This is a genomic window from Deinococcus koreensis (genome assembly GCF_002901445.1).
GTDB lineage: Bacteria > Deinococcota > Deinococci > Deinococcales > Deinococcaceae > Deinococcus > Deinococcus koreensis.
Window position 1 is genome coordinate 172695 of sequence record NZ_PPPD01000002.1, and the last position, 14070, is coordinate 186764.

The following is a 14070-nucleotide window of genomic DNA, read 5'->3' on the forward strand; positions in this document are numbered from 1 at the left end:
TCAGGATGCTGCCGGGTTGATTTCTGAGGATGGTCGGTGGGACGTCTGCTGGAGAGACGCCTCTCCCAATGGATCGGACGATCCTCAGTCCGCCGCACCGGCCAGGGTCGGGGGAGCGGGCACCGGTGCCAGACGCCGGCGCTCGAAGAGGTAGAAGGCGGCGGGCACCACGTACAGGGTCAGCACCGTGCTGACCAGGATGCCGCCCAGGATGATGATGCCCAGCCCCCGGCGCAGCTCTACGCCCTCGCCGCCGCCGAAGATCAGGGGCAGCGAGATCACCAGCACGGTCAGCGTGGTCATCACGATGGGCCGCAGCCGCAGCCGGCCGGACTCGATCAGGGCGTCGCGCAGCGGCAGGGTGTGGGCACGCTGAACCACGAAGTCGAGCAGCAGGATCGAGTTCTTGGTCGCCAGCCCGATCAGGATCACCATGCCCAGCACGCTGATGATGTCCAGGCCCGCCCCGAACAGCCGCAGCGCCCAGACGGCCCCGGTGATGGCCAGCGGCACCGGCAGCATCAGGTACAGCGGGAAGCGGAACGAGTTGAACTGCGCGCCCAGCACGAGGTAGTTGAGCAGCAGCGCGAGCCCGATGGCGATGAGGCCATAGCGCGTGAGGTCGTCCACCAACTCGGCGTCCGAGAGCGCGCCGCCCGAACCCAGGGCCACGCCGCCGCTCAGCACGCCCTTTTGCGCCAGGTCGCGCTCCAGGGCTTCCTGCACCGTGCCCGGGCCGGGGTTCTCCGCGACCAGGGTCACGGTCAGGGTGGCGCTGTACGCCCGGTTCGTGCGCGCCAGGGTCGCGGGGGCGGGGCGCGACTCGAAGCGGCCCAGGGACGACAGGGGCAGGGCCGCCCCCAGCGTGGGCGCGTACACCGGCAGGGTCAGCAGCGCCGACTCGTCCGAGGCCGCCTCGGGGCGCAGGCGGGCGCGCACGGGCACGCTTCGGCCCTCCAGGCGCAGGACGCCCGCGTCGCTGCCCTCCGTGTACGCACGCAGGGTCTCTCCCACGCCCTCGGGAGTCAGTCCTGTGCCGATCAAGGTGGCGGCGTCGGGCACGAAGACCCGCTCGGTCACCACGTCCGATACGCTCGACCGGGCGCCTGCCACCCAGGGGTGGGCGCGGACGGCGGCCAGCGCGCCGGGCAGGGCGCGGCCCAGCGCCGCCTGATCCGGAGCCGACAGCGTGAGCACCAGGCCGCCGCCCTGCGACGCGCCGGACACCGCCGTGACGTCGATGCGGAAGTCGGGTCGGTTGGCCAGCTGAAGCTTCAGGTCGGCGCGGTACCGCTCCAGCACCTGAGCGATGGGGGGCCGCTCGGCCTTGTCCAGCAGGGTGAGGTCGAGGGTCGCCTCGGGGGCGCCCACGCGGGCCTGCACCAGCTTCACCTCGGGCCGGGATCGCAGGTAGGCCTCGGCCCGCTGCGCCACGGCGTCGGTGGCGTTCAGGGCCGTGCCGCCGGGCGCCTCCAGCCGCACCGAGACGAGCCCGTCGTCGGTGGACGGCGTGAATTCGAAGCGTAGCCCGGGCAGGGCCAGCGCCAGGCTGAGCAGGAAGGCCGTTGCCGCGCCCAGCACCCAGCCGCTGCGCCCCAGGGCGCCCCCCAGCGTGCGGGCGTAGGCCACGCTCAGACGATCCAGCAGGCGTTCGGTGCGGTGAAAGCCGCTGCCCGTCAGGGCACCCAGCACCGCCAGCAGCCCCAGGGCCGTGTGGTAGCCCAGCAGCAGCACCAGCGGATAGGCGAGCAGGGCCAGCATCCACAGCGGCTGCGCCTGCCCCGCGACGAACCACAGGCCCAGGCCCCAGACCAGCGCCCCCGCCCGGCCCGGCAGCGTGCCCAGCGCGCGGCGCGTCCAGGCCAGGCTGCCCGGTACGTCGCACAGCCGCCTCCAGGCCACGGGCCAGGTCACGGGCTCGGGATCCGGGGTGTAGGCCATGCGGACGGTCAGGAAGAAGACCGCTTCCAGCCAGGAAAACAGGATCGCGGCGGCCAGCCCCAGCCCGAACTCGCGGAAGAACTGCCCCACCAGGCCGGGCAGGAAGCTGATGGGCAGCAGCACGGCCAGCAGCGAGAAGGTGGCCGCCGTGACCGCGCTGAAGATCTCGCTGGCGCCGCGCAGGACCGCCTCGATCAGACTCGAACTCTTCTCACGCCAGCGCACGATGTTCTCGGCGACCACGATCGAGTCGTCCACCACGATGCCCATCGCCACGATCAGCGCCAGCAGGGTCACGATGTTGAAGGTGAATCCCAGCAGGCTGAACACGATGGGGGCCGCCGCCAGCGAGATGGGAATGGCCAGCACCACCGCGAAGGCGGTGTTGAGCCGCCCCAGTGCCAGCAGGCAGATCACCGCCACCGCCAGCGCCACGACCACGCCCTCCTTGAGCGTGTCCCGGACGCTGGCCGTGATGGCGCGCGAGTCGTCGAGGGTCACGGTGACCGTGGTGCCCGGCGGCGGCCTCAGGCTGGCCAGGGCGGCGCGTACCCCGCCCGCCACCGCGACCGTGTTGGCACCGGGCGCGCGGCGCACCTCGACCAGCACGGCGTTCTCACCGTTGACCCGCGCCAGCGTGGTGCGGCGGGCGGTGGTGTCGCGCACCGTGCCCAGGTCGGCCACGCGCAGCCCGCGCGCCGCGTCCACCGTCACGTCGGCCAGCTCGCCGACCCGCGTCGGCCCGCCCCGGGTGGCGTAGCTGGTGCTGCGCCCGGCAGCGTCCACCTGACCGGCGGGGATGTCCGGGGTGCTGGCGGCGATGGCCCCGGCCACCCCCTGCGGCGTGAGGCCGTACGTGGCCAGCTGCGCCTCACCCAGCTGCACGGCGATCTCGCGCACGGGGGCACCCGAGAGCCGCGCCTCGCCCACGCCCGGCACGCGGTCGAGCCGGGGCTTGAGGGTATCGCGCGTCCAGGCGCTCACGTCGCGCAGGTCGGCCCCCGGCCGTGTTACCGCCAGGGTGAGGATGGGGGTGGCGTTGATGTCATACTTCTGCACCGCCGGCGCGCGGGTGCCGCCCGGAAAGCTGTCGCGGATGGCCGCGACCCGCTGGGCCACCTCGCCCACCGCCGTGTCCACCGAGGTGCTGCTGGTGAAGGTCACCGTCACCAGGCTGCTGCCCTCACTGGAGGTGCTCAGTACCTCCCGCACGCCCGCCAGCGTCGAGAGTTCGTCCTCGATGGGGCGCGAGATCTGACGATCTATATCTGCAGGTGAGCCGCCGGGATAGACGGTCGCGACCCCCACCACCGGCACGTCCAGGCGGGGCAGGAAGTTCACGCCCAGCCGGAAGGTGGCCACCAGCCCGAACAGCACCACGGCGATGAACACGCCCAGCGTCAACACGTAGCGGCTGACCGCGAAGCGGATGGCGGGATTCTCCTTCACGATCCACCACCGACCAGGCGCACGGCCGCGCCGGGCTGCAGTCCGGCCGGCACCGGCGTGATGACCCGCGCGCCCGAGGCCACGCCCCGCGCGGCGACCTGGCCGCCCGACTCGCCCAGCACCGTGACGGCGGTGCGCACCGCGCGCCCGGCCGATAGCACGTACACGAAGTTCTCGCCGCCCTCGGTCTGCACGGCGCCGCTGGGCACCAGCGTGCCGCGTGCCAGGGTGGTCTGGTAGCGAACGACGGCCGCCGCGCCCACCGGCACGGTGGCGGCGCCCACGAAGCGGGCACTGAGTTCGACGAGGCGGCTCTGGCCGGTCGCGGCGGCGTTGCGCGACACGCGGCCCGCGAAGCTCTGGCCGCCCACGACCACCGAGAGCGCGGTGCCGGACGCGAGCCGCGCCGCGTCGGCGGGCGAGACCTGGAAGTCGACGCGCACGGAGGCACTGTCGAGCAGCCGGAAGGCCGGGGAGCCTGCGTTCAGGTAGGCGCCCACGCGCGCGCCCACCTCGGCCAGGCGCCCGGCGAAGGGGGCGCGCACGGCCGTCCGGGCGAGGTCGCGCCGCAGCTGGCTCACGCGGTTCTCGGCCTGGGCCAGCCCCACCTCCTGCAGGGCGATGCCCTCGCTGGGCGCGCGTTCGGCGGTCTGCAGCTCGCGCAGGGTCGCCTGACGCTCGGCGCGGGCGCTCGACACGGCGGCGCGGCTGGCCTCCAGATCCACCCGTGACAGCCCGCCCGCCGCATACAGTTCGCTGTTGGCGGCCAGGCTGCGCTCGGCGTTGGCCAGGGTGGTGTCGGCCGCCGCCATCCGCGCGCCCGCGCCCACCAGCGTGCCGGGCGCGGCGCGGCGGCTGGACTGAAGGGTGATCCGCGCGCTCTGCACGGCCAGTTCGGCGTCACGCAGCGCGTCTCGGGCGGCCGCGTCGTCGAGCCTCACGACGACCTCGCCCGCCTTTACCGTCTCGCCCGCCAGCCGCGACACCGTCACCACGCGCCCCGAGGTCTCGGCGGCCACCTGCACGTCGCGCCCGGCCACCACGGTGCCGCTGGCGCTGCGGGTGGCGCGCAGGGTGCCCACACCTGCCACGGCCGCACGCACCCCGACCGCCTGGAGAACCGGTGCCCCGGCCTGAACCCTGACCCCGGAGGCGCGCTCGGGAGAGCAGCCCACCGCCGACACCGACAGAACCATCAGCGTGAGCAGGTGACCGGCCCTCACGACCCGCCGCCCGTTTGGGCTGTACTTGGAATAGTGGCCGCCCCGCCCCCGGCCAGCAGGCCGTAGTAGTTGCTCAGGTAGTCGTTGCGCGCCCGCTCGGCGGCGGCGGTGGCGCGCCCCGCGCCCAGTTCGCTCTGCTGCAGGTCGAGGGGGCTGATCAGGCCGCCCGCGAGGCGCCGGCGGTCGCTCTGCACCTTGGCACTGGCGGTGGTCGCTGCCTGGCGCAGCTGGGCCTGCTCGCGGGACGCGCGGGTCAGGGCGTCGAACAGCCCCTGCGCGCCCTGCCGCTCGCCGATCTGTACCTGGATCTGGGTCTTGCGCGCGGTCTCCACGGCGCTGCGGGCCACCTCGATGTCGCGCCGCGCGGTGTAGCTGGGATCGGTCAGGCCCAGTCGGAACTCGCTGAGCACCACGCTCTGCCGCGCCTGCAGCAGGTTCGGGCTCTCGCGCAGCACCTGCGCGACCACCTCCGCGCTCGGGGCGGGCGGCAGGCTTGTTGGCGCCTGCAGCTGGCCCAGCGGCCCGACCAGATCGGCCAGGGCGCCCCGCGTCAGCAGCAGGCCGGCGCGCGCCACCGTCAGGTTCTTGCGGGCATCTTCCAGGGCGTCCTCGGCGTCGCGCACCGACTGGGCGTTGCCGCCACCATTGTTCAGCCGCAGCTGCGCCACCCGCAGGGCGCGCTCGGCCAGCGCCTGCGCCTGCGTCGCCAGCGGCACGTTGCCCTCACCGCTGAGGGTGCTGGCGTAGGCCGAGGCGATCTGCGCGCGGGCCGTCTTGGGGGCGCGGGCGGCGCGGGCGTCGGCGAGGTCGGCGCGCTGCTGGGCCTGCAGCCGGTCGAGCCGAGTCGAGAGTGGATCGGCCAGCACGCGCGCCAGATCCGTGCGGGCGTCGCGCTGCTCCTGCACGGCGAGCTGGACGCTGGGCAGGCCCGCGGCCCGGGCCAGGGCGGCCTCCAGGGTGGTGGTCTGGGTCTGGGCCAGCGCGGGGGCGGCCAGCATCAGCAGGGTCAGGGGCAGCAGGATCACGGGCAGTGTGTTCACGGGCGAACCTCGGTCAGGGGAAGGGCGGAGAGACGGTACAGGGCGATCAGCCGCGCGAGCTGTTCGCTGCGGGCCGCGCCCACCTGCACGCGGGCGCCCTGCAGCGTGCCCAGGGCGCGCAGCGTCTCGAGCGGGCCGACCACCCCCAGCGCCTCGCGCGCCTGGGTCTCGGCCAGCTCCTGCTCGGCGTCCTGTACGGCGGCCAGGCGCAGGGCCAGCAGGCGCTCGGCCTGATCCAGCTGGAGGTTCAGGGCGCCGCGTTGCAGCGCTCCGTCGCGCCGCGCCCCCTCCAGCGCCAGCGCGGCGCTGCGTACCCGGGCGCGGGCGGCGTCCACTCCCGCCACGCCGGCGGCCGAGAGGTCGAAGGCGGCGCCCAGGCTCAGTGTTGAGCGGGGCGCTGGCGGGTCGCCGACCACCGAGGTGAACCCCACGCTCAGGCGCGGGGCCAGCGCGGCGGAGTCCAGCGACACCCCCAGCGAGGTGCGGCCGCCCTCCAGTGTCCGGGTAAAGCTGGCCTGCACCGTGGGCAGCAGGGCGCGTTCGGCCTGGGCCAGATCGAGCCGGGCCAGGTCGAGCTCCACGCGCGCCCGCACGCTGGCCGCGTCCTCGCCCTCGGGCGGTCGGGCGGGCAGGGGCAGGTCGGGCACCGCCGCGCCGAAATAGACCTGCGCCTGGGCCAGCGCCTGCGCCAGGGTTTCGCCGGCGGCGCGCACCTGCTCGGAGGCCTCGCGCATCAGCGCCTCGGCGCCGCGCAGCTCGGCGGCGCTCAGGTCGCCGCGTTCAGAGCGCAGCCGGGCCACCTCCAGCCGGCGCCCAGTCTCCACGGCCCCTGCCTCAGCCGCTGCCTGTGCCCCGCGCGCCCCGGCGACGGCCGCTGCCGCGCTCAGGGCGGCGCCCTGCACGGCGCTGAGCGCGTCGCGAACCCCCAGCCGCGCGAGGTCGAGCGTCAGTTCGGCGCGGCGCGTGGCTGTGGCTGTGTCCCCGACCACAAACGGCCGGAGGGTCAGTCCGAGCTGGCCCTGGACTCCCGCCTGCACCCCGCCCGCCGGCAGACCCTCGCCCGGTGTGCCGTCGGCAAAGGTGCTGCGGCTGTAGGTCAGTCCGCCGCCCAGGCTGTACAGGCCACGGGCCGCCTGCACGCCCAGGCGCGCGGCCTCCTCCTGAGCCCGCGCCGCCTGCACAGAGGGCTGGGCGTTCAGGCTGCCCAGGGGCGACAGATCCTGTGCATATGCCCCCGGCAGCCCCAGCGTGAGCGCCAGCAGCAGCACCGGGGTCATCGCACCGGCTCCACTCACGGCGCGCGGCCTGGCGTAGTGGGGTCGCCGGACGTATGGAGGAGGGATAGCCGGACACCCGATACCCGTTCACTCGATCTGCCGGCGGCGACCTGGGTCACGTCTGATGTCCTGAGCCGCCGCCTGCCTGGCCGTCGAGGCCCACCTGAATGCGTCTGTCGCGGTACGGAGTTCATGAACCACCTCCAGGGCCGAGCCTAGGGGGGCCGGCCGGCCGGGCGCATCCGACTTCGGGTGCGGGCGCGGCCTAGACTTTTGGTGCACGCCCCTCTCACCTTCCATGCCTCACCATGGGGAGATGAACGGCGCGCAGAGTTGGGGGGCGACGAGGGGGCCAGGTGGCTGGCCTCCTGCCTGGGCGCGGCCATGACCTCCCACCGCTGGTTCCCGGCCCAGCCGCTGTTCGTGCATAACCAGCGGGCCTGGGTGACCGCGTGGGCCTGCGCGCTGGGCGTGGGGGTGCTGCTGGCCCTGGCCCTGGCCACCTTCCGCGCGGGGTCATGGCAGGCGTTCAGTTCCCTGCCCGCGTTTCCGACCCTGATGCTGGGCACCGCCGGCCTGATCGTGTGGAGCGCGGCGGGTCTGAGGCTGCATCGCCGCTGGTCTGGCAACGTGCTGTTCCTGCTGACCTTCATGACGGGTGGCTGCGCCCTGATGCTGTGGCTGGGAGAACTGCACGACGATTTCGGTCTGCTCAGCTTCGTGGTGGTCTTGCAGGTCTTCATCTTTCTACCGTTCGTGTTGGCGGTACTGGCGGTGCTGATCATCGTGGGAATCAGCGTGGCCGACACCGCATTGCGCCTGCGTCCACAGGGCATCCGGATTTCACCGGACGAGCTGACCTGGGAGATCGTGAGTGCGCTGGCCGGCGGGCTACTGATGACGGCCATCATCGGCTACATGCACAGCGTGAACCGGCAGGTTCAGGTGCGCCAGGAGCTGATCGAGCGCCTGGAGGCGACCCAGCGCGACCTCGCCCAGCGCGAGCGCGAGGCGGGCATCCTCTCGGAGCGCGCGCGCCTGTCGCGCGACCTCCACGACACCCTGGCGCAGGGCTTCACCAGCATCGTCACGCAGCTCAGCGCCGCTGAACTTGCCCTCAACGGCCCCGAACCTGCGGCCCGCCAGCAGCTGTTGCTGGCCCGGCGCACGGCCCGCGACCACCTCGGCGAGATCCGGCGCCTGGTGTGGGCGCTGCGGCCCAGCGCCCTGGAAACCCAGCCGCTGGAACACGCCCTCCGGCGGGCGGTAGCCGACTGGTCGGCGCGCACCGGCGTGGTCGCGGCCTTCACGGTCGTGGGCGAGACGGTGGCGCTGCGCCCCGAGGCGGACGTGGCGCTGCTGCGCACCGTGCAGGAGGCCCTGGCCAACATCGAGCGGCACGCGGGCGCCCGCCACGTGGAGGTGCTGCTCGGCCGTGACGAGGGTTACGTGATGCTGGACGTGGCCGATGACGGCCAGGGCTTCTCGCCCGAACAGCCACGTCTCGGCTTCGGACTGCTGGGCCTGAACGAGCGCCTGGCGGCGCTGGGGGGCCGGCTGCTGCTCGACAGCACACCGGGCGAGGGCACCACGGTGACGGCCGCCCTGCCCCTTCTCACGGCCGTTCCACACCTGCAGGCGTGGCCATGACGCTCCGACTCCTGATCGTGGACGACCATCCGCTGGTGCGCGAGGGGCTCACGACGATGCTCGGCAGCCAGGACGATTTCACGGTGGTCGGGGCTGCCGTCAACGGCGCCGACGCGCTGCGGCAGGCGGCGCTGTGCCATCCGGATGTGGTGCTCATGGATCTGCGGATGCCCGGGCAGGACGGCGTGAGCGCCACCGCTGAACTGCGCCGGACGCTGCCCGGGATCCGCGTGCTGGTGCTGACCACCTACGACAGCGACGCTGACATCCTGCGCGCCATCGAGGCGGGCGCGGTGGGCTACCTGCTCAAGGACGTGCCGCACCAGGAACTGTTCGCGGCCATCCGCGGGGTCGCGCGCGGCGAGCGTCGCCTCGCGAGCGCCGTGGCCGAACGCCTGATGCACCGCAGCGTCTCGCCCAGCCTGGAGACACTGACCCCCCGCGAGCAGGAGGTGCTGGAGCTGGTGGGGGAGGGCCTGAGCAACAAACGGGTGGCGGCGCAACTGGGCGTGAGCGACCAGACGGTCAAGGCCCATCTGCTGCGCGTCTTCGACAAGCTGGGCGTGGACAGCCGCACCGCTGCCGTGCTGATCGCGCAAAAACGTGGCCTGTTGCGTCGCGGCTCCTGACGGCCTGCCCCTGATGCGGCCCCGGAAAGTGAGCCGCTGACGCGAAGCGGAGCAAGGGAGTTCAGACTCCACCGACTGGCCCCGCTGCTTCAGGGGCCGCACCTGGCGCGGATCGGCAGTCTTCCGGGTCGACACGCCCAGCCCCTCGACAGACGATGGCCGGCCCTTCTCGGCCGCCGGGGTCTGTGACCCGTAAGTGTGATCCGGACTGCCTCTTCATTCCAGATTAGCTGTACTTCGGGGAATATGCAGTAGCACCGTGTGGGTCAGCATGACAAATGCTGACCCACCGACCCATCACGACTCGACCATCCCGCTGGAGCCGCCATTTTCACACATGGTTTTCGCCGTTCCTGACGTGTTTCCGCCACCGGAGTCAGCGAGCGAGGGCAGCGCAGTACATTTTGGGGCTCTGTAGTTCGGCCCACCGCAAAAGTATGGCGCCCATGGCCGACTTGGTGGCCCCCGGGAAGCAGGATCACTTCCAGCAGTTCATCACTGACAGCCCCTGGGCCATCCAGGGTCTGGAACAGCTCGTGGCCGACCATGCCCATGGGCTGTTGGGCGGCAAGGACGCGGTACTGATCATCGACGATACCTGCCTGACGAAATTCGGTTCGAAATCCGTCGGTGTCGGTCGTCAATACTCCGGCCAGGAGGGCAAAATCACCAACTGTCAGTGCCTGGTCTCGATCACCCTGGCCCGGGACGATCTTCCCAATCCCCTTCGGTTGAAACTCTTCTTGCCATCGGAGTGGTCGACCAATCCACAGCGATGTCGACAGGTGGGTGTTCCTCTGGAACACCCGCTTAGACACACCAAATCGCAGATCGCCCTGCGCGAAATTGATGACCTGTCCGGACGCATCGAGTTTGGCACCGTGCTGGCTGACGCCGGATACGGCGTCAATGCCAGCTTTCGTCAGGCCCTGACAGAGCGGGGCTTTCACTGGTCGGTCGGCACGGTCAAAACCCAGCGGGTGTATCCGGCCGATGTTCGCCTGATCCCCATTCCCAAGATCTTTCGCGGACGTCGGCCGACCCATCCAACCCCGTCTGAAGACGCTGAGACGGTCGAAGCCGTTCTACAGGTCGAAACGTGGCACCATTTGGTCTGGCGGGAGGGGACAGAGGGCCCGCTGAGAGGCGTCTTCGCCGCCAAGTATGTCCGGGTAGCGGATGGCCCCGAAAATGCCCGTGGGCAGCACCTTCCTGGGGAAGGTGCCTGGATCATCGGTGAACAGCGTTCCAGAGGTGAGAAGAAATACTACCTTTGCAATTTGCCGCCCACGATGTCTCTGATCCATTTGATTCAGATCACCAAGCAGCGCTGGGCCTGTGAACTGGGCCACCGGGAACTCAAACAGGAAGTGGGTCTACATCACTTCGAAGGTCGGACGTGGCAGGGCCTGCACCATCATGCGGCGCTGTGCCTGGTCGCGCTGCTCTTTTTGCAGGGGTTGCGATTGGCCCAGCCCGACGGCTTTTTCGGAGAAACCGTTCCTGCTATTCGCCTGGAGGTGGCTGGGGATCGATCCCGGCAGCTTCTCGTGCCGAGTCGAATTGAGTCGTCCTGCACAGCATTATTCAGCGGCCCCTGAATATCCCTGAAGTACAGCTAAGTGTCAAAGTCCCCTTCGGGCGTTTCGTGACCCGTCACCTCACTGTGGTCGACGATGCCGGGAACTCCTTGTTGGCGTCGTCCCAGGCGGTCACCGTCCCGTCCTCGTACCTCTGGTAGACCTTCCAGGTCAGGGTGGCCGCCGCTTTGGGGTTCATGCCCTGGAAGTAGAACCGCGCGATTTCCTGCAGCTGAATGCGCCCCGTCCAGACGACCGCCGTGATCTTCCCGTCGGCGGCTTTTTCAAAGGTACGTTGCCAGCCGGGCGCCTGCACGGTTCGGGTCAGCGTGAAGCCGTCGGGAACCAGCATCCGCACTTCGGTCGTCGCGCTCGTGGCCGCCGTCTCGTTGGGCACCTGCAGGCGGTACATCTCGGTGGCGTCCAGCGCGCTCTCCGCCATGCCCAGTTCTGTCCGCACGACGGCGTGGGCAGAGGCGGAGGCGCCACAGAAGAGGATGGCGGTGAGGAAGGTCATCAATGTCCGCATGGTCTGCTCCTTTGACCCGAAGGGTGAGCCAGAACTCACTCCTGGCTGCTTGGCCACCGTCGGCCTCTCGTGGGCGAGGTGATCGCGGGCCGGAGCGGTTTCGCTGTGTCAACCGGTACCGCACCGACCCCCTGATGGTAGGGAGTGTGGCCATTCACCGCATCGGGTGAATTACCCAGTGCGCTACTCCAGAACGCGGCCCAGGAGGCGAGGCGGGGACGTATGCTGAAGGCGGGGGGCCACCGTGGAGAACCGCGTCGCGTCGTCACGAGTGGACGGCAGCAGGCTGTCGGCCACGCCTGTTCCGCTGATCGGGCGGGACACGGACGTCCGGGCCCTCGCGCACCTCCTGGGTGAACCCGCCGCCCGGCTGGTGACCGTCACGGGGCCCGGTGGCGTTGGCAAGTCCAGCCTCGCCGCACACGTCACACGAATCCTGTCCGCTTCATACAGGGACGGGGTATGCGCGGCATTCCTCGCCGCCCTTCGCCCGGACATGCTCATCGAGTCCGCTGTCGCGCGGGAACTGGGCCTGCGGGACTCGACGTCCCGTGACGTCCTGTCCCGGGTGCTGACCCGGCTGGAGGGCGCACACCTGCTGCTGCTGCTCGACAATGCCGAACATCTTCCCCAGACGGCGGCCTTCGTCTGTGCGCTGCTGGAGGGAGCGCAGGGCGTCCGGGTGCTCGTGACGAGCCGCGTTCCCCTGAGGCTGTCCCGTGAACGGGAGTTCGTCCTGGGGGCGCTTCCCGTGCCCAGGCGGGACAGCCCCCTTCGGGAGGTGCAGGCCTCGGCCAGCGTGCAGCTGTTCCAGCAGCGCGCCAGGGCGGTTCAGCGAGACTTTGAGCTTCGCCCGGACAACGCCCAGGCGGTCGCGGAAATCTGCGTCCGGCTGGACGGCCTGCCGCTGGCGATTGAGCTTGCGGCCGCCCGGATCCGAGTGTTGCCCCCCGTCACGCTGCTCAGCCACCTGCACCCCGCGCTCGAACTGCTGACCGGAGGCCCCAGCGACCGCCCTGAACGGCAGCGCTCCCTGCGGGCCACCCTGGCCTGGAGTGAGCAGCTCCTGACCCCCGAGCAGCGACAGCTGCTGTGGACACTCGGCGTGTTCGTCGGCGGCGCCAGCCTCGCAGACTTCTCGGCCGTCGCGGGGCTGCCGGAGCCCCTGGCCCTCGATCAGCTCGACCTGCTGGCGCGGCACAGCCTGATCCGGATGCAACCGGCCCCGGACGGCGAGGAGCGCTTCGACCTGCTGGCACTCATCCGTGAGTTCGCGCTGGAACGGCTCGTGCAGGAGGGTAAAGATCACGGTGTCCGCCAGCGCCACGCGCACCACTTCCTGGAGGTCGCGCTGCGGGCCGACGCCGAGCTCTGGGGAGCCCGGCAGCGTGAAGCCCTCGCCTCGCTGGAGCGCGAGCACAGCAACCTGCGCGCGGCCTTGGGCTGGGCACTTCAGCACGACCCTCCCCTGGCACTCGACCTCGTGGCCGCGCTGGGGAACTTCTGGAGCGTCCATGGGCACTTCACCGAAGGCCGCCACTGGCTGGAGCGCGCCCTGGGAGGCGAGGGAAGCGCGGCATCACGCGTACGTGCCCTGAGCGCGGCGGGCGAGATTGCCCGGATGCAGGGTGACCATGGGCAGGCCGAGCGACTGCTGAGCGCCAGCCTGACCCTGGCGCGCGAACAGGGTGACACCAGCGGGATGGCCGCCGCGCTCAACCTGCTGGGTGTCCTGGCCCACAACGCGGCCAGGCCGGATGAGGCGCGGGTTCTGCTGAGCGAGGCGTTGCCGCTCTGGGAGGCCGGACGGCGGGATCTGGGCCGGACGTCGCCCCTGTTCAACCTGGGCCGGCTCTCGCTGTACTGGGGTGAGGCGCACGACGCCGTCGAACCCCTGAGCCGCGCGCTGGACTTCTGGCGTGGGGTCGGCAACACGCACGGCGTGGCGTACGCCCTGTACAGCCTGGGTCGGGCCCTGATGGAACTCGGGGACACGGCGCGGGCGCGGCAGCTGCTCCGTGAGAGTCTCGACCTGCGGCGTGCCATTGGCGATGAGCGCGGCATCATCGCGTCGCAGACAGCCCTCGGCCTGAACGCAGTCACGAGCGGCGAATTTGAGGCCGCCCAACCGCTCCTGTCCGAGGCGCTGACGCGCTCGGTGCGGCTCGGCCACCGCCGCAACATTGCCGAGTGCCTGGAGGACTATGCCGCCTACGCCGCGCGGGTCGGAAGCGCGGCGCAGGCTGTGCGGTGGTGTGCCGCCGCGCAGCACCTGCGGGGCATGATCGGGGCACCGGCCGCCCCGCTCGACGAGCGGCAGGTTGACGCCACCCTGCGCCACGCGAGGATGAGCCTCAGTGCCGCCGCCTACGACCGCGAGCGGCGGGCCGGAACGCTGCTCGGCCTGGACGCTGCCGTCCAGGAGGCGCAGGCGCTCCGCGCGATCAGCACCACTGGAGAGCCTCCGGGCAACGCCGCGTTCAGGCTTTCCCCCCGTGAACTCCAGATGCTGCACTTTCTCGCCCAGGGGCGCAGCAACCGGGAGATCGCCCAGACGCTCGGGCTGAGTGAGAAGACCGTGGCACGGCACGTCGAGAACGTCTTCGGCAAACTGGACGTCCACTCCCGGGCCTCCGCCGTGGCGATCGCCATCCGCGAAGGTCTGGCCTGAGCGGGACGCATGGCATGGGTCATTCACCCGATGCGCCGCGCGCTCCACCCCCGGCACACTGAAAGGGGAGGAACCGAGGGT

At 71.3% G+C, this 14070-nt stretch carries 9 protein-coding genes; 4 read left to right on the forward strand and 5 right to left on the reverse strand.

Going from position 1 to position 14070, the window contains the following annotated elements; genetic code table 11:
• Positions 1–84: 84 nt before the first annotated feature.
• From CVO96_RS17315 to CVO96_RS17330, 4 genes are read right to left on the reverse strand one after another with little or no spacing between them, the layout of a single operon-like run.
• The gene (locus tag CVO96_RS17315) at positions 85–3390 is read right to left on the reverse strand and encodes an efflux RND transporter permease subunit (protein WP_243398481.1); all 3306 of its coding nucleotides are present in this window, start codon (positions 3388–3390) and stop codon (positions 85–87) included.
• On the reverse strand, positions 3387–4613 hold the full coding sequence (locus tag CVO96_RS17320) for an efflux RND transporter periplasmic adaptor subunit (RefSeq protein ID WP_103313700.1): 1227 nt from the start codon (positions 4611–4613) through the stop codon (positions 3387–3389). The genes CVO96_RS17315 and CVO96_RS17320 overlap by 4 nt, the downstream gene beginning before the upstream one ends.
• Entirely contained in the window at positions 4610–5653 is a 1044-nt protein-coding gene (locus CVO96_RS17325; RefSeq protein ID WP_103313701.1) for a TolC family protein, read from the reverse strand. The genes CVO96_RS17320 and CVO96_RS17325 overlap by 4 nt, the downstream gene beginning before the upstream one ends.
• Positions 5650–6930, reverse strand: a complete 1281-nt coding sequence (locus CVO96_RS17330; protein ID WP_103313702.1) for a TolC family protein — start codon at positions 6928–6930, stop codon at positions 5650–5652. Before CVO96_RS17330 ends, CVO96_RS17325 begins: the two co-directional genes overlap by 4 nt.
• 384 nt (positions 6931–7314) lie before the next feature.
• Here CVO96_RS17330 and CVO96_RS17335 point away from each other — a divergent pair, with 384 nt between their 5' ends.
• The 3 genes from CVO96_RS17335 to CVO96_RS17345 all read left to right on the forward strand — a co-directional run bounded on the left by CVO96_RS17335 (position 7315) and on the right by CVO96_RS17345 (position 10810).
• Positions 7315–8580, forward strand: coding sequence for a sensor histidine kinase (locus CVO96_RS17335; protein ID WP_133161834.1), 1266 nt, complete (start codon positions 7315–7317; stop codon positions 8578–8580).
• The gene (locus tag CVO96_RS17340; protein WP_103313704.1) at positions 8577–9209 is read left to right on the forward strand and encodes a response regulator; all 633 of its coding nucleotides are present in this window, start codon (positions 8577–8579) and stop codon (positions 9207–9209) included. The genes CVO96_RS17335 and CVO96_RS17340 overlap by 4 nt, the downstream gene beginning before the upstream one ends.
• Positions 9210–9487: 278 nt before the next feature.
• Complete coding sequence (locus CVO96_RS17345) at positions 9488–10810, forward strand: IS701 family transposase (protein WP_103313705.1); 1323 nt, start codon at positions 9488–9490, stop codon at positions 10808–10810.
• 55 nt (positions 10811–10865) lie between these two features.
• On the opposite strand, the gene CVO96_RS17350 is transcribed toward CVO96_RS17345, so the two are convergent.
• On the reverse strand, positions 10866–11318 hold the full coding sequence (locus CVO96_RS17350; protein WP_103313706.1) for a DUF1775 domain-containing protein: 453 nt from the start codon (positions 11316–11318) through the stop codon (positions 10866–10868).
• A gap of 271 nt (positions 11319–11589) precedes the next feature.
• Here CVO96_RS17350 and CVO96_RS17355 point away from each other — a divergent pair, with 271 nt between their 5' ends.
• Entirely contained in the window at positions 11590–13989 is a 2400-nt protein-coding gene (locus tag CVO96_RS17355) for a tetratricopeptide repeat protein (RefSeq protein ID WP_341476190.1), read from the forward strand.
• The last annotated feature ends 81 nt before the right edge of the window (positions 13990–14070 follow it).